Raw genomic sequence first — 21,602 nt, 5'->3', positions numbered from 1 at the left:
CCACGATGGACCGCACGTCCGAGGACGAGGTGTGCTGCCGGCGGTCTTCCGGGCTCCCTCAGCGGCTCGCCCGGTTCTCCGTGATCCGCCCGTGCTCGCTGGCGACGTAGTGGAAGTACGGCCGGCCGGCGTCGTCCGTGCCCGCGTACGACGTCCGCGAACTGCCGTCCGCCTCCGTGTTGACGCCGTTCGTGCGGGCCAGCACGCCCGACGACGTCAGCCACTCCCGGGACGCGCGGACCGGCCACCAGCCGCGGCCGTCGCCGGTGAGGTCGCCCAGGATCTGCGTCATCTCGGCCGAGCCCGAGATGCGGAGGTTCTGGTCGTCGGTGATGGTCGCCGTCGCGTCCGTGGTCAGCGGGTAGGACCAGGTGTGCCGGGCGGCCGACCGCACGCGGCCGTCCACAGTGGACGTCGATGTCTGCTGCCCCGCATCGGCCTGCACGACGTGCTGGGTGAAGCCGCCGCCGGTGACGTCGTCGCTGTTGCGGTAGTCGCGGGTGCGCTCGACCCGGGTGTAGACGCGCCCGGCGGACGTGTCGACGTACCCCGCGGTCACGTCGTCGCGCTTCGCCGTGACAGTCACGTTCACGCCGTCCTTGATGTCCTTCACCGTCGTCTGCCGCGCCGGCGCCGCGGCGACGTCGTGCCGGGTCAGGGCACCGGACGTCTGCGGCGCGTTTTTGTCGGTGTAGAGCAGTAGGGTCGGCACGACGGTGAATTCCCCGCCGATGTCCGGGAAGGAGAAGGAGATGTCGTGAGTGCCGCCGTCCACGAGACGGCCCGCGAACGGCGTGATGTCGTAGGTTTCGGCGTGCAGGCTGAAGGTGTCGATCGCGACGATCGGCCGCCACAGCTGCGGCACGATCCCGCCGGAGTAGATGTGCGGGAACGTGAACGCGCTGCCGGCGGGCGTCCCGTCGATCGCGAAGTTCGCCTCGCGGTACGGGCCCTTCCCGCACAGCCCGGCCGCCGGGTACTTCGCCGACACGTCGTCCGGCACGTCGTCGAACCACTGCTCGTCGCAGGCGTGGCCTTCGAGCGTGACCTCGAGGTAGGCGCGGGTGATGTTGCGCGGCAGGTCCTTCGCGCCGAAGTGCACGGTGGGCGCCGCGGGCGTCGCGTCGACGTGCCCGAACCCGGCGACGTGGTCGGCGGTCTCGGGCGCGGGGTGCCGGCGGTCGGCCTGGTAGTAGGTGAGCGTCACGGTCTGGGCGTAGACCCCGGTGTACACGGGCGAGTTGTAGTTCTCGATCCCGCCGTGGAACGGCTGCGGCGTGCGCAGAAGAGCGGCGTACGGCGTCAGGTCCTTGTCGAAGTGGTACGTGATCGGCCGGTTGCCCTCACCGCTGGGCTCCTCGGTGGTCCCCCACCAGACTTCGGTGGCGCCGATCCGCAGGTCGCCGATCCGGTCGTACTGCCGCCCGCTGACGGTCACGGTCTGGTCCATGACGACCTTGGCCCACGGGCCGGGACAGGCCTTCGGCGGCGCGAGCGTGCCCTCGTAGAACTGCGGGGTGCCGTCGGCGGCGTTGGAGCGGAAGGCATCCGCGAGCGTGACACTGCAGTGCGCGGTGTCCGGCCGGGTCACCGCGGGCGCGGCCACCACCGGGTCGTCGGTGTCGTGTTCGAGCACGGGATCCGCCGAGGCGACCGCCCCGGAGAGCACCCACGTCAGCACCAGTGACAGGACGATCGTGAAGAACCGCACCCGGACTCCTCCCAGCGGCAGGCACACCGGCCGGAAGCCTAGCGCCGCGATCACCCGACGATCGGCTGGACATGGACCGGACACGACACGGCCCGCACCTGCCCTGAAACGTTTCAGCACCGTGGTAGCCTGACGCCTTCTCGGCGAGGGGGTGCGGTGGTCGGCATCAAGGACGTCGCGAGGCGCGCGGGCGTCTCGATCGGCACGGTGTCCAATGTGGTCAACCGGCCGCACGTCGTCGCGGCGGCCACGCGCAACCGGGTCCTGTCGGTGATCGAGGAGCTCGGCTACGTGCGCGACGAGTCCGCGCGGCAGCTGCGCGCCGGGCGGAGCCGGATCATGGGGCTGCTCGTGCTCGACCTCGGCAACCCGTTCTTCGTCGACGTCGCCCGCGGGGCCGAGCAGGCCGCGCACGCCGAGGGCCTCAACATCATCACCTGCAACAGCGGCCAGCGGTCCGACCTCGAGGCGTCCTACCTGGCGATGTTCGCCGAACAGCGGGTCCGTGGGGTGCTGCTGAGCCCGGTCGCGACGTCCGGTGAGGCCCTGCGCGCGTTCCGCCGCAGCGGCACGCCGTACGTCTTCGTCGACCGGAAGGCCCCCACGTCCGAGGCGAGTTCCGTGGCGGTGGACGACATCGCGGGCGGCGCGCTCGCGGCCCGCCACCTGCTGGAGACCGGCCACCGGCACATCGCGTTCGTCAACGGCCCCGCGATCCTCGCCCAGTGCCGCGACCGCGAACAGGGCCTGCGCACGGCGCTGGACGGCTCGGCGGTGCAGCTGACGGTCCTGGAGGCGATCGGCCTCGACGTCTCCTCGGGCCGCGACGCGGGAGCGCGCCTGCTGGGCACGATCCCCCGCCCGACGGCCGTGTTCTGCGCGAACGACCTGCTGGCCCTCGGCGTCCTGCAGGCGATGGTCGGCGCGGGCGTCCGCGTCCCGGACGAGATGGCGATCGTCGGCTACGACGACATCGAGTTCGCCGGCGCGGCGGCGGTCCCCCTGACCTCGGTCCGCCAGCCGGCCCAGCGCCTCGGCCGCACGGCGGCGGAACTCCTCCTGGCCGAGACGGCGGACACGACGGTGGAACGCCAGGCAGTGGTGTTCGCCCCGGAGCTGGTCGTCCGCGAGTCGACCCGCGTGCGCCGCTGAAATTACGTCACGAAAATCGTTTGCCGGCGCGTGAAAGACTGTCGGCCATGGGGGCGCGCGCGTGACGGACAGGTGGGTGCGGCTGCAGGCCGTCGCGGTGTCGGGTTCGGCCGCCGAAGGGCTGATGCTCGCGGCGCTTCCGCTGCTCGCCGTCTCGGTCACCACTGATCCTCGCGAGATCTCGCTGGTCAACGTGGCCGGGCAGGCGCCGTGGCTGCTGCTGTCGCTCTTCGCCGGGGTGCTCATCGACCGCGTGCGGCGGACCGCCGTGCTCGCCTGGGCCTACGCCGTGCAGGTGGGGGCCGCCGTCGTGCTCGCCGTGGTCGCGTCCGCCGGATTGCTCAGCCTGCCCGTGCTGCTCGTCGTCGCCTTCGTCGTCACCACCGCGCAGGTGCTCGGGGACGGCGCCAGCGGGGCGCTCGTGCCGGAGATCGTGCCGCCGGACCGCCTCGCCCACGCCAACGCTCGGCTGCAGGTGATCGACCGGGGTGTCGTGCAGTTCGTCGTGCCGCCGCTGACGGGGTTCCTGATCGCCGCCGGTGCCGGGGCGCCCGCCTGGCTCGCCGCGGCCTGTGCGCTGCTCGCGGTGCTCCTGACCCGCCGCATCCCGTCGAAGTCCGTGGTGGCCGCGAGCACCCATCCGCTGCGGGACCTTTCGGCCGGGCTGCGGCACCTGGTGCGGACTCCGCTGCTGCGGTCGATCACGCTCAACGTCGCGCTCGGCTCGTTCGCCGCGAGCGCGGGCACCTCGATGTTCGTGCTGTACGCGACGCAGGTCCTGCACGTCGGCTCGGTCGGCTACGGCCTGCTGCTGGCGTGCCTGGCCTTCGGCTGGATCGCCTCGTCGTTCGTCGTGCAGCAGGTCGTGGCCCGGATCGGCTACTCGTGGTCGATGCGGATCGGGCAGAGCTTCGGGGTGGTGGCGCAGCTGCTGCTCGCCGTCCTGCCGCCGTGGCCGCCCCTGATCGGAGTCGTGCTGATCTCCCTGACGGCGACCGTGCTGCTGTGGAACGTCTGCTCGCAGTCCAGCCGCCAGCGCTTCACCCCGGCCGCGCTCCTCGGCCGGGTCCTGACCAGCCACCGGGCGCTGGCCTGGGGGCTGACGCCGTTGGGTGCGCTGACCGGCGGCTTCGTCGCGGCGCACTTCGGCCTGCGCACGGTCTGGGTGGTCGCGGCGGCGGTCCAGGCGGTCAGCGCCGTGCTCGTGTGGTTCACGCTCTCCCCCGCCGCGTTCCGCCGGACGGAGCTGGCGATGGCCGAGGCCACGGGCTGAAGCCGGGTGGCGCACCGGGTCGGGGCACCGGCACGCCACCCGGACACCTAACCGCCCAGGGCCAGCGCCACCGCGCCCAGCAGTGCCGCGTCCTGGTCGAACCGCGCCGAGACGAGCTCGGGCGGGAACGGCACCGCGTGCGCGAGCCGGTCCGCCAGGGCCGGCAGCAGCACGTCCGCCGAGCGCACCAGCCCGCCGCCGACCGCGATGCGCTGCGGGTCCAGCGCGATCGCCAGATTGGCCACGTGCATGGACAGCTCGTCGAGCGCCGCCGTCACCAGCTCCTTGGCCTCGACGTTTTCCTTGGCCAGGGCGAACAACTCGCCGGCGGTAGCCGGACGGCCGAGCAACGTGCTCGCCCGGCCGCCCAGCCCACGCCCACCGACGGCTTCCTCGAGCGGCGCCGCTCCGCTCGCGAAGCCCTCGGTGTCCTGCGGCGAGAGCAGGTTGTACCCGATCTCGCCCGCAGCTCCGTTGGCGCCGGTCAGCAACCGGCCGCCGACCAGCACCGCCGCCGCGATGCCGGTGCCCAGCGAGAGGAACACCGCCGGGTCGGCCCCGGCCAGCGCACCCCACCGCCACTCCGCCAAGGCCGCCGCCTTCGCGTCCGTGCCGACCGAGACCGGCACGGCCGGGAACTCCGCGGCCACCAGCTCCGCCAGGTGCAGCTGCTCCCAGCCCGGCACGTTGGGCGCGAGCAGGATGCGGTCCGGCAGCACGATCCCCGGGCTGACGACGCCGATCGCGGTGGGGGTTTCGCCCGCCTCGGCCAGGAGGGCCCTGGCTCCGGCGAGCGCCCGCACCACCACCTGCTCGGCCCCCGCCTGCGCGTCGGTGTCCAGCCGGCGCGTGGCCAGCAGGGTCCCGTCGTGGCCGGCGAGCCCCAGCGCCACCTTCGTGCCGCCGAAGTCGATCCCGAGAACCCGTTCCTCAGTCACTCCCGAATCCCCTCGATCTGCGGCGCGACGGCCGCGTCCCCGTGGTGGCCGTACCCGCCGGCCGCCGGCACCACGATCCGGCCGGTGTTCAGCCCGTCGACGCTGATCACCGGCGCCGCGCCACGCAGGTCGGACGCCTTGTAGGTGACGGTCAGCGTCTGCGACTCACCCGGCCACAGCGTGATGTCGTTGTCGTCCCAGGTCGCGTTCACGAGCTGGTTGTCGCCCGGTCCCTCGTGCCCGTCCGGCGTGCCGCGGCGGACGTCGGCCCGCAGGAAGAACGCCGCCCCCGGCGTCTTCGCCGTGTTGGTCACGGTCACCGTGGTGACGGTGTCGCCGCCGTTCGAACGCGTCGACGCGACCGCGCTCACCTGCGACTTCGGCAGGTTCTGCAGGGCCTGCAGGTTGCCGTACTGCGCAAGCGTCGCCTGCGGGTTGCCCAGCGTCTTGCCCCAGTCGACGACGTCCTTCTGCGTCGAGAGCCAGTAGACGTTGCGGTCGACGACCTTCCCGCCCTGCTTGACCTGCAGCTCGACGAAGTAGACCTGTGCGGGCGCCGGCGCCTTCGTCTCGGCCGGCACCTTCGGCTTGAGCACCCCGGTGCGCACGCCCTGCGAACCCAGCGAGAGCCCGGACGCCGTCTGGTCGTCGAGCACCTTGCCCGCCGTGTCGAGCACGCGGGCCTGCACCGAAAGCCCGGACTGGGTGGCCGCGCCGAGGTTGTCCAGGGTGACGGACCCGTTGTCGTAGCCGTAGATCGCGTGCAGCGGCTTGTTCGCCTTCTTCGCGCCGAAGAACGCGCCCGCCTGGTCGCCGTCGTCGTTGTAGAGCGACCACAGCAGCGTCGGCCAGCCCTTGTTCAGCTGCCAGTAGACGACGCCGGTCGACGGGTTGTTCCGGTCGGTCGAGTGGTGCAGGAACGCCTCGAACTGCGAGCGGGTGTTCTCGTAGTTGGCGATGTTCGCCAGGTCCACATAGGACTTCAGCGAGTTCCACTTCCCGTACCGCTGGGTGATCGACTGGTCCAGCGTGAACAGCGTGCCGAACGCGTAACCGCCGTGGTCGGGCTCGAAGTTCGCGTGGTACTGGTTGTAGGCCGGGTCCTGCCACAGCTTCGCCTGCTCGGCCGGCGAGAGGAACCGCTTGATCGAGTCGAGTGTCGGCACGGTGTGCCCGGCGCTCTGCTCGCTCGCGAAGCCCCACGAACCACCCGCGTTGGTGCGGCTGTCGTCGGAGGCGTCGAAGTGCGAGGTGTCGTACCAGTAGGACGGCGGGACCCAGTCGTACGGGCCTTCCTTCTCCCCCGAGTTGCCCAGCGTCGGCGTGCTCTTGTACTCCGCCGAGGCGATCACCGGGACCTGGAAGTCCTCCTGCTTGAAGGCGCTGAGGACGGCCTCCTCCTGGTTCGGGAACGGCTCGTTGTCACTCCAGCCGTAGTTGAACACGCTGGGGTGGTTGCGTTCGCGCTGCGCGATGCTGACCGACGAGTCGTGGATGATCCGCAGGTCCCGCTCGCCCAGCTGCGCGGCGGTGTCGGGCTGCCAGGCGTCACAGCAGATGAACCCGCCGATCACCAGCAGGCCGGCGCGGTCGGCCTGGTCGTAGAAGTCCTGCGGCATGTCGTGGCCTTCGAGGCGGACACCGGACAGGCCCATGTTCTTGATCAGCGCGATCTGGTGCGCGGTGTCGGCGGAGTCGTAGCGCAGGAACAGGTCCGGCGCGAAGCCGCCGCCGCGGAACACGAAGTCCTTGCCGTTGATGGTGAACTGCCGCGCGCCCTCGGGCAGCTGCGCGGACTTCCCGACCAGGCGCGAGGTGACCGTGCGGATGCCGAAGGTGCTCTTGGACGACGTCGAGAGCACGCCGTCCTGCGAGACCGCGGTGCTCAGCGTGTACAGCGGCTGGTCACCCATCGAATAGGGCCACCAGACCTTCGGCTGCGCGATCTTCACCGGGGCGAACGTGACCGTCTGCTTGGTGGTGGCCGGGATCGTCGCGCGCTGGTGGACGACGACCGGCGCGCCCGACGGCGGGGTGATCGTCGCGGCGACGTCGCCGGTCTGCGCGGTGGCCGTGTCGTTGGTGACGTCGACCTTCACCGTCAGCTTCGAACTCGACAGGTCGGGCGCGTTGTCCTGCACGACGTGCGCGTTGTCGCCGGTGAGCGCGTCGCTGACCTGCAGGGTCGGCGCGAACTGGATGCCGGTGTCGTTGTCCGGCGGGATCTGGCCCCAGTCGACCTGGTCGAGGGTGTACATCTTCAGCGGGTTGTTCGGGTAGACCTTGATCGCCAGGGTGTTCTTGCCCGGCTTCACCAGCTTCGAGACGTCGAAGGTGTGCCCGGCGAACGCCCCGCTCACGACGTCCTTGGTGGCGACGAGCTTGCCGTTCACCCAGACGTCGCCCTCGCCGACGATGCCCGGGATGGTCAGCTTCGCGTGCTGGCCGGCCTTGATGTCCGGGGTGAAGTCGGTGCGGTACCACCACGGGTCGGAGAACGGCTTCGTGACGACGGGGCCGAGCTTGTCGACGTACCCGAAGCACTTGCGCATGTTGTCGGAGTAGAAGACGTCCGGGCACTTGCCGTTCTGGACGAGGGCGGTGATCTCGGTCCCGGGCGCGCCCGCGTCGTCCGGCTTGACCGGCAGCCAGCCCTTCGTGGCGTAGCCGGGCGTGGAGACCTGGTCACCGCCATCCTTGACGTTCGCGGTGGTGAGCACCTGCCAGCCCTGCAGGCCGATCGTGCTGAGGCCGTGCGGCTTCGCGACGTCGGTCTGGGCGGGCTCCTGCGCCGAAGCCGGCGCGGTCACGCTCAGCACCCCGGGGACCAGGAGGAACGCGGCGATGGCGGCGAGTTTCTTCGTCATGCCGGGGCTCCTTCGGTGCCGGCGAAGGCTTCCTTGATCTCCTTGGGCCCGAACGGCCAGGTGTGCTCGGCCTTCGCGTAGCCGAGGTACGCGAGCGCGCCGACGGCGATCCAGCCCAGCGACAGCCCGATCGAGAGCCAGGTCGCGGAGACGTAGATGTAGACCCAGCCGACCAGCGCGAGCAGCGTCGGCACCGGCCACAGCCACTGCTTGTACGGCCGTTTCAGGTTCGGCTGGCGGCGGCGCAGCGTGAAGATCGCCGCGACCTGGGCCAGCGACTGGATGATGACCAGGGTGGCGACGGCGGCGTTGATGACGTCGGTCAGCGTGAACAGCGAGCCGATGATCGTGATGGCGCCCATGGTGAGCACGCCCGCGGTCGGCAGGTTCAGCTTCGGGTGCAGCTTGCCGAACATCGGCAGGAACACCTTGTCCCGCGCGGCTTCGAAGGGCACGCGCGAGCCGCCGAGCAGGCCGGCGAACACCGAGCCGATGGCCGCGACGACGATGAAGACGGTGACGACCTTCGCCGTGACGGTGCCCCACGCCTGCTCGAGGACGCTGGAGGCGACCGAGGTCGCGCTCTTCAGCTCATCGAGCGGGATCGAGCCGAGGACGCCCACCTGCAGCAGGAAGTAGAGGCCCATGATGCCGAGGATCGAGTAGATGATCGAGCGCGGGATCGTCCGGCCGGGCTCGCGGACCTCGCCGCCGAGGTAGGCCGTCGTGTTGTAGCCGAGGTAGTCGTAGATGGCGATGATGAGGCCGGCGCCGAGGCCGCCCCAGAAGGTGCCGTCACCGGCCGAGCTGAACGCGCCGGGCGTGAAGGCGAACGCCTGCGCGCCGCTGAAGTGCGAGAACGCCGCGACGATCGTGGTGAGGACGGCGATGAGCATGACCACGAACAGGACCGTGGTGAGCTTGCCGATCTGGCCGATCTTGCGGAACAGCGCGGCCACGATGACGAGCGTGATGGCGACGCCGATGATCTTGCCCAGCGGGGTCGTGCCCGCGTCGTCGGTGACGCCGGGGATCAGGTAGCCGAGGTACTGGACCAGGCCGATGATGCCGGTCGACATGATCAGCGGGATGAACAGCACCGCGCTCCACACGAACAGGAACGGCATCAGCCGCCCGGAGCGGTACTGGAACGCCTCGCGCAGGTACAGGTAGGTGCCGCCGGCGCCCGGCATCGCGGCGCCGAGCTCGGCCCAGATGAGCCCGTCGGCCAGCGCGACGATCGCCCCGATGATCCAGCCGAACATCGCCTGCGGGCCGCCCATCGTGGCGACCATGGCCGGAATCGTGACGAACGGGCCGATACCGCACATCTGCGTCATGTTGATCGCGGTCGCCTGCAGCGGGCCGATCTTGCGCTCAAGGGCCGGTTGCGCGGGAACCGCCGCTCCGGGGTCCCCTGAACGAGTGGGTGAACTCACGGCGTGCCTCCGTCCAGTAGTTAGTAAAGTTTCTTAACATAGAACGTGGTGGGCCGGAAGGGTTCCGCCGGTAAACTTGCGGCAACGCAGGAGGATGTGTGGGGCAAAACGGGCCGCAGGTAGGAACACCGGCGAACATGCGGGCACTGAACCAGCGCCTGGTCCTGGACCGGCTGCGCGCGCAGGGCGAGGCGACACGGCCGCAGATCGCGGCCGACACCGGACTGTCGAAACCGACGGTGGGACAGGCGCTCCTCGATCTGGAGCAGCACGGATTGGTCCGAACCACTGGGCACAGCCTGGCCGGACCGGGCCGCGCGGCGGTCGTCTACCAGGCCGCACCGGACGCGGGCCACGTCGTCGGCGTCGACATCGGACGGCGGGCGATCCGGATCGCCGTGGCCGACCTCGAAGGCAGCATCGTCGCGCGGCTCGACGAGCCCAACCGGTGCCGCTCCGCGAGCGCTTTGGTGCGCACCGTAAGCGAATCCGTCGAACGCGCGATCGCCTCGGCCGGGCTGAGCGCCCACGACGTCGTCTCGACGGTGGTCGGCACGCCGGGCGTCCCGGACCCGGCGACCGGGACGGTGCACCGCGCGCCGAACCTCCCGGGCTGGGAGCGGCGCGGGCTGCTGCACGAGCTCGTCGCGGCCCTGGCGGGCGCCGGCTCGGACGTCGTGGTGGAGAACGACGCGAACCTGTGCGCGGTGGGCGAGCACGCCCTCGGGGCAGCGCTGGGCGTCGACGTCCTGGTGTGCCTCACGGTCGGCACGGGCATCGGCATGGGCCTGCTGGTGGACGGCCGGCTGTTCCGCGGCGCCCACGGCGCGGCGGGCGAGATCGCGGACCTGCCGTTCGGCCCGCTCCCCGCGGGCGCGGCGCAGAGCCGTCCGGGCCCGATGGAGACGGCGGCGGCGGGCCAGGCGGTGGTCGAGGCGGCCCACGCGCTGGGCCTGACGAAGGCGCGTTCGGCCAAGGACGTCTTCGGGCTGGCCCGCGCCGGGGACGCGCGGGCCCTGCAGGTCGTCTCGGAGGAGGCGGAGAAGCTGGCGTACGTGGTGTCGGCGGTGACGGCGGTGCTCGACCCCCGCCTGCTCGTGCTGGGCGGCGGCATCGGCGGCAACGCGGACCTGCTGGTGGCACCGATGCGGCGAGCGCTCGCGGCGACGGTCCCGGTGGTGCCGGAGATCGTGGCCGGCCAGCTCGGCGAGGACGCGGTCCTGGCCGGAGCGATCGCCACGGCCCTGGGGACGGCCCGGGACCTGGTGTTCGACCGCCGAGGCCTGCGGCGCGCGGCCGAGGCCTAGTCCGACGGCTCGCGCCGGGTCACGATCGGCGGCGGTACGCACCCGCCCGGCCGCGAACTCGCCGCGGGCAAAGTCGCGCTCGGCAGCGCTCCGTGGGCGAGGCCGCGCCAGACTGCCCCACGCGGGCAAGGTGCCCCGCAGGCAAGGTCGCGCCGCAGCTCAGTCCGACGGGCCTCGCAGGGTCAGGACCACCCGCAACACGTACTCCACCGCCGTCGGGAAGGTCGCGCCGCGCAGTTCGTCGCGGTCGGCGAGGTTGCGGGCCGCGAACTCCAGCTCCCGTTCCAGGCCACCGCGGCGGACGACCAGCGCGGCCAGGTCCTCCAGGTCGAGGTCGGGGTGGTCCAGACGCGTCAGGGCGAACTCGATCATGAGGTCTTCCGCCGTCATACCTCCAGTTTAGGCGCGGCGGCGACCGGCGGACCGCGTTCGCTGTATCACTCCGCCGACCCTCATGCGAGCCCCGATGCGGTGATGACACCCTCGGAGCCCACCACCGTCAGCACGGACGACTGGGCCGTTAGACGGAGATTTCGCGCGAACGTGTACGGAACGCGAATACCCGGTAACGCGTCATGATCCGGTCAGTCATGATGCAGGACCACCCGATGGCGGATCGGAGGCGAAATGGGCCTGCACCGGCACCCCACGCGAGCCGGGCTCCGGCGCCCGCGCCACGCCCTGCCCGCCCGGTGGTGGCCTCCGGTCCTGGTCGCCGCCTCGGTGGCGGCGGTGATCCCCGGGGACTCCGTCGGCGGCCTGCTCGTCGGGACGAGCGTGCTGGTCGCCCTGACGGCCCTCGCCGCCGTCCGGCGCGTCCTGGGCCACGCGGCCGTGCACGTCGACCTGATCCTGGCCGAAGAGCTCAACCGGCACTGACCCGCAGCGCAGTCGACGAGGTGTGATGCGTCTCGCCGCATTACTGTACCGTCCAGACGGTATAGTAACTGGCATGACGACGACCCTTCCCTCCGCCATCGAGCCGTTGAGCCACCGGCGCCGCTGGGCGGCGCTGGGCGTGCTCGTCGGCGCCGTCCTGCTGCTCGCGGTCGACGGGACCGTGCTCTACCTCGCCGTGCCCTCGCTGACGCGCGAGCTCGCGCCGAGCGCCACCGAAATCCTCTGGATCGGCGACATCTACTCCCTCGCCCTGGCCGGGCTGCTGGTCACCGCGGGCAACCTCGCCGACCGGTTCGGCCGCAAGAAGGTCCTGCTGCTCGGGACCGCCGCGTTCGGGCTGGCCTCGGCGCTGGCCGCCTTCTCCCCCACCGCCGGCGTGCTCATCGTCGCCCGGCTGCTGCTCGGCATCGCCGCCGCGACGATCATGCCGTCGACGCTCTCGCTCATCCGGCACCTGTTCACCGATCCCCGCGAGCGCACCCGCGCCATCGCGATCTGGTCGGCCGGGTCCGGCGGCGGGATCGCGCTCGGGCCGCTCGTCGGCGGCGCCCTGCTCGAGCACTTCTGGTGGGGCTCGGTGTTCCTGATCAACGTGCCGATCGTCGCCGGCTTCCTGGTGGCCGGCGCGCTGCTGCTGCCCGAGTCGAAGAACCCGCACCCGGGCCCGTTCGACCTGCTCTCGGCCGGTCTGTCGATGGCCGCGATCGTCCCGCTCGTCTACGCCGTCAAGCACGCCGTCGGTTCGGGGATCGACACACCGGCAGCGGTCGCGGCCGCGGTCGGGCTCGCCGCGGGGACGGCCTTCGTCCGCCGGCAGCGGCGGGCCGCGCACCCGCTGATCGACGTCGCCCTCTTCCGCAACCGCGCGTTCAGCGGGGCCGTGCTCGCGGACTTCGTCTCGGTGTTCGCGCTGACCGGGCTGCTGTTCTTCTTCTCCCAGTACCTGCAGCTGGTGCGCGGGTTCAGCCCGATGCAGGCCGGTCTCGCCGAGATGCCGGCGACGCTGGCCTCGATCGTGGTCGTCGCCGCTGTCGGGGTGATCGTCGCGCGGCTCGGCAAGGGCCGCGCGGTCGCGGCCGCGCTCGGCGTCGCCGCGCTCGGGCTGCTGCTGGTGGCGGTGACCGAACGGGCGTCGCACTTCGGCTGGCTCGCGCTGGCCCTGCTGCCGGTCGGGCTCGGTGTCGGGCTGGCCCTGACCCTGACCGTCGACTCGGTGCTTTCGGCCGTCCCGCGCGACAAGGCGGGTGCGGCGTCGGCGATCTCGGAAACCGCGTACGAACTGGGTGCCGCGCTCGGCATCGCGGTCCTCGGCTCGGTGGTGACCGTGGTGTACCGCGCGTTCCTGCCCGCGGACGTCCCCGCGGCGGCGCGGGACTCCCTCGCCGGCGCGATGACCGTCCTGGACCCGGGTTCGGACCTGGCGCGGGCCGCCCGCGAGGCGTTCACCGGCGCCATGCAGGTAACGTCCGTCGCGGCCGCCGTCGTCACCGCGATCGCGGCGGTGATCGCCTGGCGGACCATTCCGTCCGGAAAGGACTGACATGCCTCGCAAGGCCGGGCGCAGCCCGGAGGAGACGCGCCGGGCCCTGCTCGACGCGGCCGGATCGGTCATCCGCACGCGCGGGATCTCGGCGTCGCTCGACGACATCGCGAAGGCGGCGGGCGTGTCGAAAGGCGGTCTGCTGTACCACTTCCCGGCCAAGGACGCCCTGGTGCGCACGCTCGCCCAGGACATCCTCGACACCTACCGCGCGGAGGTGCTCGCCGCCCTCGACCCGGCGGACCGGGCCCCGGGCCGCCTGACCCGCGCGTACGTCCGGGCGTCCCTGGACACCTCCTACGACGAGGTGGCCGTCCGCGAGAACATCGCCCTGGTCGCCCAGCTGATCTCGATCCCCGAGATAGCGGAGATCGCCCGCGCGGACGCGGAGAAGTGGAACGACGACCTCCGCGAGGACGGCCTCCCGGACCACGTGGTCACCCTGGTGATCGCGGCCGCGGACGGCGCGAGCACGGCCCCGCTGTGGGGCATCGGCCTCGAGGTGGCGGCGGCGCGGAAGCTGGAAGAGCAGCTCATCGCGATGACCCTCGAGCCCTGACCCCGGCCTCTTTGTCAACCCGCTGTCAGTATTGGGAAATCACCACTCCACGGCCCCTACGGAAGTCGGCTCCCGGGACGGGGAACAACCGGTAAATTTTCGACAGCGCGCGCAAAACCGGCAAATCCCCGTCCCCCACGAGGAGTCTTCCGATGTCGAGGAAGTTCGCCCTGGCCGGCGCCGTTGCGCTCGCCTTGGCCGTTACCCCGGTCGCCGCGGGTACCGCGGTCGCCGCCACTTCGCAGGAGGCCGCCGTCACGACGGTCTACTACAGCACCGCCAGCGCGCCGTCGTTCCGGTCGGTCATCAACGCCGGCGCCGCCAACTGGAACCGCAGCGTGACCAACGTCAGGCTGGTCGAGAGCAACTCCGGCGCGAGCCTGCGCTACACCGAGGGCAACGACCCCCGCGGCTCCTACGCCCAGACCAACGGGCACGGCAGCGGCACCATCTTCATCGACTACACCCAGGCCCGCCAGTACAACCCGACCCGGATCGCGGCGCACGAGACCGGCCACGCCCTCGGGCTGCCGGACCACTACTCGGGCCCGTGCTCGGAGCTGATGTCCGGCGGCGGCCCCGGCCCGTCCTGCACCAACGCGGTCCCCAACGCCGCCGAACGCAGCCGGGTGAACTCGCTGTGGGCCAACGGTCTCGTCGCGACCAAGCAGGCCGAACAGCGGATCTACGGCTTCTGACGCACGCTTCACCGAAACGGCCCCGGGGCGAGCACCCGGGGCCGTTTCCCCGTCAGTCGCGGGCAGGTTCTTCGGCCGCCGGCGACGGCTCGGCCAGGCGCCAGCCGCCGCGGCGGCGCAGCACCAGTGCGTAGTACGCCGACGCCAGCACGATGATCGCGGCCGTGACGATCAGGCTCGGCCGGCCCACCGCCGGGTCCAGCACGTTCTGGTACACCACGAACACCAGCACGACCAGCGCGAGCACGGGCGCGACCGGGAACCACGGCATCCGGTACCCCGCGTGCGCGGTCGCGCCGGTGCGGCGGCCGTTGATCGCGCCCAGGCACAGGGCCGCGTAGACCGCCACGATCGACGTGCTCGTCACCACCAGCAGCACCTGGGCGTCGACGTAGCAGAGCAGCGCCGCCACCACCCCCGTGCCGACCGTCGCCACCCACGGCGTGCCGAAGCGCGGGTGCACCGCCGCCAGGGCCCGGCTGACCGCGCCGGGCCAGGCGCGGTCGCGGCCGCTGCTGAACACCAGCCGGGAGCTGATCAGCACGATCGCCAGCACCGCGTTCATGATCGCGAGCGCCACCGCGAGGCTGAGCACCGTGTCGAGCGTGCTGCCGCCGCGGGCGGAGATGAAGGCGGACAACATGTTCTCCGCGCCGAACAGTTGCCCGAGGTCGGGCGCGCCCAGCAGCACCGCCGTCACCGGGACGAGTTCGGCGACCACGGTGATGCCGAGCGCGAGCAGGATCGCGCGAGCCAGGCTGCGCGGCGCGTCCTGGGTCTCTTCGCCGAAGTAGACCGCCGAGCCGTAGCCGTTGTAGGCGAACATCGCCACGGCCACCGCGATCGCGATGGCGCCGACCGTCGCCGGGCTGCCGTCGGCCGCCACCGGGTGCGCGACCAGGTCGGTGAACGGCCGCGCCGGGTGGATCAGGCCGAGCGCGCTGACCACGACCAGCGCCAGGATCTCGATGGCGAGGAAGATCCCGGTGACCCACGCGTTGAGCTTGATGTCGAAGACGCCGACGACGGCGGCCAGCACGCACGTCGCGGCGGCGACCGCCGGGCCGGGCAGGCCCGGCCACAGCACGCCCAGGTAGGTCCCGGCGCCGAGCGCGATCACCGCGACGATGAGCACCTGCGTGATGATCATCAGGCCCAGGACGGCGAAGCCGGGCAGCCGCCCCAGGGTGCGGGCGACGATCGCGTATTCCCCGCCCGCCAGCGGAAAGGCCGAGGCGAGCTCCGCGTAGACGAACGCCATGAACACGCCGACGACCGCGGCGGCCGCGAAGCTCAGGAACGCGCCGGTCCCGGCGCCGGTGAGCACCCCCGGCGCGATGATGAACACCGACGACGCGGGGCTGATCGCCGAGAGCGTGATGAGCAGGGTGCCGAGGGTGCGCAGGCCGCGGCGGAGGGCGGGGGTGGTCACGAGCGGGCCTCCAGTTCTTTGAAGCTCCTTCGAACAACCAGGTGACCACGCATCAAAGGCGCTCCAGGCAGACAAGTCAAGGGCTTGTTTTTCCCGAAGATCCTTCGAAGAATGACCGGCATGGCACGACCGAGCAGGGCCCCCGAGCGGCGGGCCGAGCTGATCGCCGTGGCGCGGCGCGCCGTCGTCGAACGCGGGGTCCTCAACCTGCGGCTGCGGGACATCGCCGACGGCGCCGGCCTGTCGTCCGGCTCGGTGCTCTACTACTTCCCCACCCTGGCCGACCTGCTGCAGGAGGTGCAGCACGAGGCCGTCGAGCGGTTCTGCACCACGCGCGAGCAGGCCGCGGCGGGCGGCTCGCCGCGCGACCGGCTGGTGGCGACGATCCGCAGCGGCCTGCCCACCGGCCCGGACGACGAACTCTGCGTGCTGCTCTACGAACTCGGCACGATCGCGCGGCGCGACCCGGCCTACGCCGCCCGGCACATCTCGCTGTACGAACGGCAGGTGCGGATCTACACCGGCATCCTCGAAGCCGGCGCGGCGAGCGGCGAGTTCACCCTGACCGCCGACGCCGTGGCGATCGCACGCAACCTCGTCGCCCTCGAAGACGGCTACGGCCTGCACCTCACCCAGGCCGTGCCGACGCTCGAACGCGCCACCGCCGAAGCGATGCTGCTCTCCTACGCCCGCACCGCCACCACCCGGGAGGACCTGTCATGACCCGTGCCCGCGACCTGGGCATCAGGCTGCCCGGCCGGCCCGGCACGCACAACGCGCTCACCGACGTCCCCGGCGTCGAAGTCGGCTACACGACGCTCGTCGAAGGCGAGGCGGTGCGCACCGGCGTCACCGCGATCCTCCCCCGCGGCCGGGCGGACTTCGCCGTGCCGTGCGCCGCCGGGACGTTCTCCCTCAACGGGAACGGCGAGATGACCGGCACCGCGTGGCTGGCCGAGACCGGGTCACTGAGCCTGCCGGTGCTGATCACCAACACCCACGCCGTCGGCCCGTGCCACCGCGGCGTGATCGACTGGGTGGTGCGCGAACGCCCCGACGTCGCCGCGGAGTGGCTGCTCCCGGTGGTCGCCGAGACCTGGGACGGCTACCTCAACGACATCAACGCCCCGACCATCCACAGTGGACACGCGGTGGCCGCGCTCGACGCCGCCGGGTCCGGCGCACTCGAGGAAGGCTCGGTCGGCGGCGGCACCGGGATGACCTGCTACGGCTTCAAAGGCGGCACCGGCACGGCGTCCCGGGTCGTCGCCCACGGCTCGGACGAGTACACCGTGGGCGTGCTCGTGCAGGCCAACTTCGGCAGCCGACGCGAGCTGACGGTCGCCGGCTCACCCGTGGGACTCTCGCTGACGGACGACAATCCGATGGAGGACTGGGCGGCGCCGGCCGGGGCGGGCTCGGTGATCGTCGTGCTCGGGACGGACGCGCCCCTGCTGCCCGGCCAGTGCACCGCCCTCGCCCGCCGCGTCCCGCTCGGCCTGGCCCGCACCGGCACGACGGGCTCGCACTTCTCCGGCGACCTGTTCCTGGCCTTCAGCACGGCGAACCCGGGCGCGCTCACGAGCACGTTCCCCCGCACGGCCGAAGCCGAGTACGAAAGCCTGCGGTTCGTGCCGTGGGGCCGGCTCGACCCGTTCTTCGAAGCCGTCGTGCAGGTCGTCGAGGAGGCCGTGCTCAACGCCCTGGCGGCCGGCCGTGAGACGACCGGGCGGCTCGGCCACCGCGTGCCCGCCGCGCTCAGTGCGCTGTCTTCAGGGCGATGACGCCCAGGCCGAGCCCGACGAGCACGACCACGAGCAGCAGCTGCTTCCACCACGGCAGGCGCGTGCGGCGCACGGCGAGCAGGGCGAACAGGCCCATCTCGGCCACGAGCAGCCAGACGCTCGCCCAGATCGCGGTCCGGAGCCGGAGCACGCCGAGCGCGCCCGCGACGAGCAGGACGGCGGGCAGCACGGCCGCTTCGAGGATCTGACCGCTCGCCCGCAGCAGCAGGCGGACGTCGGCGCGTTCGCCGTCGGCGTCGTGCAGGGCGAGGTGCGAGACGTACTCGGCGAACAGGCTCGCGGCCCAGATCCCGCCGGTGGCGATCGCGAGGTCGAGCAGCGCGGCCCAGCCGCTCAGGGGTTCGCCGAGCCGCCCGGCGAGCAGGAGCAGGGTGCTCAGGCAGGTGATGCCGCCGTAGGCCCGTTCCCGCAGCACGGCGGCCAGGTGGTCGGGACTGCGCACGCTATCCCCAGGTCAGGAACCGGTAGTGCAGGCCGGTCGACGACTCCTGCCACTCCCCCGTGGCGTCCGGCTCGCGGCCGACGTCCGGCGCGCGCGTGTCGCCCTCGAAGGTTTCCCGCAGCTGGGTGACCACGATCCGGTCCGCGAACGGCAGTGCCGCCTCGTACACGGCCGCGCCGCCGATCACCCAGCCGTCGCCCGAGACCGCCGCGAGGGCCGGGGCCAGCTCGGGGAACGTCTCGACGCCGTCCTGGGGCGTCCGCGACAGCACGAGGTTGCGGCGCCCCGGCAGGGGCCGGAACCGCGGCGGCAGCGACTCCCACGTCCGGCGGCCCATCAGGACGGTCGCCCCCGAGGTCACCGTGCGGAAGTGCTTCAGGTCCTCCGGCAGGTGCCACGGCAGCGCGCCGTCGCGGCCGATGACGCCGTTCGCGGACTGCGCCCAGATCAGGCCGATCACACCGCCACCGGGGCCTTGATGCCGGGGTGCGGGTCGTAGCCGTCGAGCGCGATGTGCTCGTAGGTGTAGTCGAACAGGCTGTCCGCCGGCTTGAGGCTCAGCGCCGGGAACGGCCGCGCGTCGCGGGCGAGCTGCCTGCGGACCTGCTCTTCGTGGTTGTCGTAGATGTGGCAGTCGCCGCCGGTCCACACGAAGTCGCCGACACCGAGCCCCACCTGCGCGGCGATCATGTGCGTCAGCAGCGCGTAGCTCGCGATGTTGAACGGCACGCCGAGGAACAGGTCCGCGCTGCGCTGGTACAGCTGGCAGGACAGCTCGCCGTCGGCGACGTAGAACTGGAAGAACGCGTGGCACGGCGGCAGCGCCATCCGCGGGATGTCCGCGACGTTCCACGCCGACACGATGATGCGCCGCGAGTCCGGGTTTTCGCGCAGGGTGCGCAGCACCTCGCCGATCTGGTCGACGTGCCCGCCGTCCGGCGTCGGCCAGGACCGCCACTGAACGCCGTAGACCGGGCCGAGGTCGCCGTCCGGCGCGGCCCACTCGTCCCAGATGGTGACGCCGTTCTCCTGCAGCCAGCCGACGTTCGAGTCCCCGCGCAGGAACCACAGCAGCTCGTAGGCGATCGAGCGGAAGTGGACCTTCTTCGTGGTGATCAGCGGGAAGCCGTCGGCCAGGCGGTAGCGCAGCTGGTGCCCGAAGATCGATCGCGTCCCGGTGCCGGTGCGGTCCGCCTTGCGGGCGCCGGTGTCGAGAACGTGGCTGAGCAGGTCTTCGTACTGCGTGTCGGGCATGCCCGCGAGCCTAGACGAGCGTCGCCAGGTAGGCCCGGAGCATGGCTTTCAGCTGGTCGAGCAGCGCGGCGACGCCGTTGGGGTCGGCGCGGAACGCCTCCTGGATGACGGCGTCGGCGGCGAGGAACGCGGTGCGGCACGCGGTCGCGGCGGGGTCGTCGTCGCGGAGCAGGCCCTGCGCGACGAGCACGCGGTGCACGCCGGTGGCCATCACGGCCTTGTGCGCGCGGTCGGCTTCGCGCGTCACCTCGGTGAGCCCGCGGCCGAGCCAGAGGGCGCGGAAGCCGGGTTCGGCGCGGTAGAGCGCGGCGAAGGCGTCGACGAGCAGGCCGACGGGGTCGTCCCAGGTCTCCTGCGCCGCCTGCGCGGCGAAAGCCGTCATGAGGTCTTCGAGACGGGCGAGGTAGCCGTCGGCGAGGGCTTCGGTGATGGCGTCGCGGTCCGGCAGGTACTGGTACAGCGCCCCGACCGAGACGCCGGCCGCGGCGGCGACGCGCGTCGTGGTCAGCGCCTCGACGCCGTCCTCCGCGAGCAGCCGGTCGGCGGCCTCGAGCACCTTGGCCAGCTTCTGCCGCGACCGCTCCTGCCGCGGCACGCGGCGCAGCCGCGGTTCGCTCATCACACCTCAAACCTGAACGTGACTTTGATTCGGATCTATCCTAGCCTCGGGCCATGGCAGTGGGGAGTTCGACCCTCGACGAGGCGCGGCGCGCGGTGGCCCGGGCCAGCACCGGCCTGGCGGGCGAGGGCCTGCTGATCGGGACCGCGGGCAACGTGAGCACCCGGACCGGCGACCACGTGGCGGTGACCGCGACGGGCGTCGTGCTGGGCGCGGCCACCCCGGCCGACGTCACGGTCGTCGACCTGGCCGGCGCGGTCGTCGCCGGCGAGCTGGCGCCGACCTCGGAACTGGACCTGCACCTCGGGATCTACCGGCGGTTCGGCGCGGGCGCGGTGGTGCACACGCACTCCCCGCACGCCACCGCGGTGGCCCTCGTGCTCGACGAACTGCCGTGCGTGCACTACCAGCAGCTCGCCCTCGGCGGCTCGATCCGGGTCGCGCCGTTCGAGGTGTTCGGCTCCCCGGAGCTGGTCACGGCGACGCTCACGGCCCTCGAGGGCAAGACCGCGGCACTGCTCGCGAACCACGGCGCGATCGCCTACGGCCCGACGCTGGACGCGGCGATGGACAACGCCCTGCTGCTGGAGTGGGCGTGCGGCCTGTACGTGCGGGCCGCGACGCTCGGCGCGCCCCGGGTGCTGGACGACTTCCAGCAGGAAGCCGTCGTGACCGCCGCGGCGCAGCGCGGGTACGGCCGGCCGCGGCGCCTGGAGGACCGGTGACGCAGACGGTAGTGACGCTGGGGGCGCACGTCCTCGACGTGCAGGTCCGGCCGGTCGAGGCCATTCCCGAAGGGCAGGGTGCGGCGCTGGTCGAGCAGATCCGCCTCGGCCCGGCCGGCACGGCCGCGGGAACGGCGGTGACGCTGGCGAAGCTCGGCGCGGAGGTCCGCACGGCGGGCGCCGTCGGCACCGACCCGGTCGGCGACCTGCTGCTGACGATGCTCGCGCGGTACGGCGTCGACACGTCTTTGGTGCGGCGGCGCGCGGAGGTCCAGACGTCGGCGTCGGTCCTCCCGATCCGCCCCGACGGCAGCCGGCCCGCCTTCCACGTCCCGGGCGCGAACCTGACGTACGAGCCGTCGGACTTCACGACGGACCTTTCCGGCGTCACCCACCTGCACCTGGGCGGGCCGGAGCTGATGGGCGGCGCGAAGGCGGCGTCACTCCTGGCGCCGGCGCTCGCGGCCGGCGTCGTGACGTCCGCGGACCTGCTGGCCCCCGGCGACCCGGGCGTGCTCGCCTGGATCGACCCGGTGCTGTCCTCTTTGGACTACCTGCTGCCCAACGAGGACCAGGTGCTCGGCCTGACGAGCGCACCCACCCTCGAAGACGGCGCGCGGACGTTGCTCGAGCGGGGCGTCGGTTGCGTGGCGGTGACCCGGGGCGCGCGTGGCGCCTTGGTGGTGACGGCGGAAGAAACGATCGCCGTCCCGGCGTACGCGGTTCCGGTGGTCGACACGACCGGCTGCGGCGACGCGTTCTCGGCCGGGTTCCTGCGGGGCGCGGGCCTGGGCCGCTCGCCGCGCGAGGCGGCGGTGCTCGGCTGCGCTTCGGCGGGCCTGGTGGCCCGGGGGCTGGGCAGCGACCACGGCGAGTTCGACCTGGCCGCGGCCGACGCCTTCGCCGCGTCGACCCCGACGCTCCCACTGGACTGATCGACC

21 protein-coding genes are annotated in these 21,602 nt (G+C 72.2%); 11 read left to right on the top strand and 10 right to left on the bottom strand.

Annotation, left to right across the window (positions count from 1 at the left end; all coding sequences use genetic code 11):
- Positions 1–58: 58 nt before the first annotated feature.
- Complete coding sequence (locus ACWEN0_RS31130; protein ID WP_451981477.1) at positions 59–1,711, bottom strand: peptide-N4-asparagine amidase; 1,653 nt, start codon at positions 1,709–1,711, stop codon at positions 59–61.
- 156 nt (positions 1,712–1,867) lie between these two features.
- Here ACWEN0_RS31130 and ACWEN0_RS31125 point away from each other — a divergent pair, with 156 nt between their 5' ends.
- Both ACWEN0_RS31125 and ACWEN0_RS31120 read left to right on the top strand, forming a co-directional pair.
- A complete protein-coding gene (locus ACWEN0_RS31125; protein ID WP_451981474.1) occupies positions 1,868–2,863 on the top strand; it encodes a LacI family DNA-binding transcriptional regulator in 996 nt (331 codons plus the stop codon).
- A gap of 61 nt (positions 2,864–2,924) precedes the next feature.
- Positions 2,925–4,136, top strand: a complete 1,212-nt coding sequence (locus tag ACWEN0_RS31120; RefSeq protein WP_451981471.1) for an MFS transporter — start codon at positions 2,925–2,927, stop codon at positions 4,134–4,136.
- A 47-nt stretch (positions 4,137–4,183) separates the two neighbouring features.
- Here ACWEN0_RS31120 and ACWEN0_RS31115 read toward each other — a convergent pair whose 3' ends face one another.
- From ACWEN0_RS31115 to ACWEN0_RS31105, 3 genes are read right to left on the bottom strand one after another with little or no spacing between them, the layout of a single operon-like run.
- Entirely contained in the window at positions 4,184–5,074 is an 891-nt protein-coding gene (locus ACWEN0_RS31115) for an ROK family protein (protein WP_451981468.1), read from the bottom strand.
- Positions 5,071–7,941 carry a glycosyl hydrolase 2 galactose-binding domain-containing protein gene (locus tag ACWEN0_RS31110; protein WP_451981465.1) on the bottom strand — a complete coding sequence of 957 codons (2,871 nt, stop codon included), beginning with the start codon at positions 7,939–7,941 and terminating at the stop codon, positions 5,071–5,073. The genes ACWEN0_RS31115 and ACWEN0_RS31110 overlap by 4 nt, the downstream gene beginning before the upstream one ends.
- The gene (locus tag ACWEN0_RS31105) at positions 7,938–9,380 is read right to left on the bottom strand and encodes an APC family permease (RefSeq protein ID WP_451981462.1); all 1,443 of its coding nucleotides are present in this window, start codon (positions 9,378–9,380) and stop codon (positions 7,938–7,940) included. Before ACWEN0_RS31105 ends, ACWEN0_RS31110 begins: the two co-directional genes overlap by 4 nt.
- 137 nt (positions 9,381–9,517) lie before the next feature.
- Here ACWEN0_RS31105 and ACWEN0_RS31100 point away from each other — a divergent pair, with 137 nt between their 5' ends.
- A complete protein-coding gene (locus ACWEN0_RS31100; protein ID WP_451981459.1) occupies positions 9,518–10,687 on the top strand; it encodes an ROK family protein in 1,170 nt (389 codons plus the stop codon).
- A gap of 159 nt (positions 10,688–10,846) precedes the next feature.
- Here the strand turns inward: ACWEN0_RS31100 and ACWEN0_RS31095 are convergent, their stop codons facing one another.
- Positions 10,847–11,077 carry a hypothetical protein gene (locus ACWEN0_RS31095; protein WP_451981456.1) on the bottom strand — a complete coding sequence of 77 codons (231 nt, stop codon included), beginning with the start codon at positions 11,075–11,077 and terminating at the stop codon, positions 10,847–10,849.
- Positions 11,078–11,314: 237 nt separating this feature from the next.
- Here ACWEN0_RS31095 and ACWEN0_RS31090 point away from each other — a divergent pair, with 237 nt between their 5' ends.
- The 4 genes from ACWEN0_RS31090 to ACWEN0_RS31075 all read left to right on the top strand — a co-directional run bounded on the left by ACWEN0_RS31090 (position 11,315) and on the right by ACWEN0_RS31075 (position 14,384).
- Positions 11,315–11,566, top strand: coding sequence for a hypothetical protein (locus ACWEN0_RS31090; protein WP_451981454.1), 252 nt, complete (start codon positions 11,315–11,317; stop codon positions 11,564–11,566).
- 73 nt (positions 11,567–11,639) lie between these two features.
- Complete coding sequence (locus ACWEN0_RS31085) at positions 11,640–13,127, top strand: MFS transporter (RefSeq protein ID WP_451981451.1); 1,488 nt, start codon at positions 11,640–11,642, stop codon at positions 13,125–13,127.
- Position 13,128: 1 nt separating this feature from the next.
- On the top strand, positions 13,129–13,686 hold the full coding sequence (locus ACWEN0_RS31080; RefSeq protein ID WP_451981448.1) for a TetR/AcrR family transcriptional regulator: 558 nt from the start codon (positions 13,129–13,131) through the stop codon (positions 13,684–13,686).
- Positions 13,687–13,838: 152 nt separating this feature from the next.
- Entirely contained in the window at positions 13,839–14,384 is a 546-nt protein-coding gene (locus ACWEN0_RS31075) for a snapalysin family zinc-dependent metalloprotease (RefSeq protein ID WP_451981445.1), read from the top strand.
- Between the two features lie 52 nt (positions 14,385–14,436).
- Here ACWEN0_RS31075 and ACWEN0_RS31070 read toward each other — a convergent pair whose 3' ends face one another.
- Positions 14,437–15,816 carry an APC family permease gene (locus ACWEN0_RS31070; protein WP_451981442.1) on the bottom strand — a complete coding sequence of 460 codons (1,380 nt, stop codon included), beginning with the start codon at positions 15,814–15,816 and terminating at the stop codon, positions 14,437–14,439.
- 120 nt (positions 15,817–15,936) lie between these two features.
- Between ACWEN0_RS31070 and ACWEN0_RS31065 the strand changes: the two genes are divergently transcribed.
- A complete protein-coding gene (locus ACWEN0_RS31065; protein WP_451981439.1) occupies positions 15,937–16,539 on the top strand; it encodes a TetR/AcrR family transcriptional regulator in 603 nt (200 codons plus the stop codon).
- Positions 16,536–17,600 (top strand): DmpA family aminopeptidase, encoded by a 1,065-nt coding sequence (locus tag ACWEN0_RS31060; RefSeq protein ID WP_451981436.1) that lies wholly within the window; start codon positions 16,536–16,538, stop codon positions 17,598–17,600. Before ACWEN0_RS31065 ends, ACWEN0_RS31060 begins: the two co-directional genes overlap by 4 nt.
- On the opposite strand, the gene ACWEN0_RS31055 is transcribed toward ACWEN0_RS31060, so the two are convergent.
- The 4 genes from ACWEN0_RS31055 to ACWEN0_RS31040 are packed head-to-tail and all read right to left on the bottom strand — an operon-like array spanning position 17,575 to position 19,936.
- Positions 17,575–18,063, bottom strand: a complete 489-nt coding sequence (locus ACWEN0_RS31055; protein WP_451981433.1) for a hypothetical protein — start codon at positions 18,061–18,063, stop codon at positions 17,575–17,577. The two genes, ACWEN0_RS31060 and ACWEN0_RS31055, sit on opposite strands and share 26 nt — an antisense overlap.
- A gap of 1 nt (position 18,064) precedes the next feature.
- Complete coding sequence (locus ACWEN0_RS31050; protein ID WP_451981430.1) at positions 18,065–18,523, bottom strand: dihydrofolate reductase; 459 nt, start codon at positions 18,521–18,523, stop codon at positions 18,065–18,067.
- Positions 18,520–19,317 (bottom strand): thymidylate synthase, encoded by a 798-nt coding sequence (locus ACWEN0_RS31045; protein ID WP_451981427.1) that lies wholly within the window; start codon positions 19,315–19,317, stop codon positions 18,520–18,522. Before ACWEN0_RS31045 ends, ACWEN0_RS31050 begins: the two co-directional genes overlap by 4 nt.
- Positions 19,318–19,327: 10 nt before the next feature.
- A complete protein-coding gene (locus ACWEN0_RS31040; RefSeq protein WP_451981424.1) occupies positions 19,328–19,936 on the bottom strand; it encodes a TetR family transcriptional regulator in 609 nt (202 codons plus the stop codon).
- A 53-nt stretch (positions 19,937–19,989) separates the two neighbouring features.
- On the opposite strand from ACWEN0_RS31040, the gene ACWEN0_RS31035 reads away from it, so the two are divergent.
- The gene (locus ACWEN0_RS31035) at positions 19,990–20,661 is read left to right on the top strand and encodes a class II aldolase/adducin family protein (RefSeq protein WP_451981421.1); all 672 of its coding nucleotides are present in this window, start codon (positions 19,990–19,992) and stop codon (positions 20,659–20,661) included.
- Entirely contained in the window at positions 20,658–21,596 is a 939-nt protein-coding gene (locus tag ACWEN0_RS31030; RefSeq protein ID WP_451981418.1) for a carbohydrate kinase family protein, read from the top strand. The genes ACWEN0_RS31035 and ACWEN0_RS31030 overlap by 4 nt, the downstream gene beginning before the upstream one ends.
- Positions 21,597–21,602: the final 6 nt, after the last annotated feature.

The sequence above is a fragment of the Amycolatopsis sp. NPDC004378 genome (genome assembly GCF_053602455.1).
The sequence above is the reverse complement of the archived record's forward strand: the minus strand, read 5'-3'. Positions and strand labels throughout refer to the sequence as shown.

What these genes read in the sequence shown, in the direction of transcription:
- ACWEN0_RS31080 (WP_451981448.1), top strand. Translation starts at nt 13,129, where the DNA reads ATGCCTCGCAAGGCCGGGCGCAGCCCGGAGGAGACGCGCCGGGCCCTG.
- ACWEN0_RS31035 (WP_451981421.1), top strand. Translation starts at nt 19,990, where the DNA reads ATGGCAGTGGGGAGTTCGACCCTCGACGAGGCGCGGCGCGCGGTGGCC.
- ACWEN0_RS31040 (WP_451981424.1), bottom strand. Translation starts at nt 19,936, where the DNA reads ATGAGCGAACCGCGGCTGCGCCGCGTGCCGCGGCAGGAGCGGTCGCGG.
- ACWEN0_RS31045 (WP_451981427.1), bottom strand. Translation starts at nt 19,317, where the DNA reads ATGCCCGACACGCAGTACGAAGACCTGCTCAGCCACGTTCTCGACACC.
- ACWEN0_RS31090 (WP_451981454.1), top strand. Translation starts at nt 11,315, where the DNA reads ATGGGCCTGCACCGGCACCCCACGCGAGCCGGGCTCCGGCGCCCGCGC.
- ACWEN0_RS31085 (WP_451981451.1), top strand. Translation starts at nt 11,640, where the DNA reads ATGACGACGACCCTTCCCTCCGCCATCGAGCCGTTGAGCCACCGGCGC.
- ACWEN0_RS31095 (WP_451981456.1), bottom strand. Translation starts at nt 11,077, where the DNA reads ATGACGGCGGAAGACCTCATGATCGAGTTCGCCCTGACGCGTCTGGAC.
- ACWEN0_RS31065 (WP_451981439.1), top strand. Translation starts at nt 15,937, where the DNA reads ATGGCACGACCGAGCAGGGCCCCCGAGCGGCGGGCCGAGCTGATCGCC.
- ACWEN0_RS31060 (WP_451981436.1), top strand. Translation starts at nt 16,536, where the DNA reads ATGACCCGTGCCCGCGACCTGGGCATCAGGCTGCCCGGCCGGCCCGGC.
- ACWEN0_RS31110 (WP_451981465.1), bottom strand. Translation starts at nt 7,941, where the DNA reads ATGACGAAGAAACTCGCCGCCATCGCCGCGTTCCTCCTGGTCCCCGGG.
- ACWEN0_RS31075 (WP_451981445.1), top strand. Translation starts at nt 13,839, where the DNA reads ATGTCGAGGAAGTTCGCCCTGGCCGGCGCCGTTGCGCTCGCCTTGGCC.
- ACWEN0_RS31100 (WP_451981459.1), top strand. Translation starts at nt 9,518, where the DNA reads ATGCGGGCACTGAACCAGCGCCTGGTCCTGGACCGGCTGCGCGCGCAG.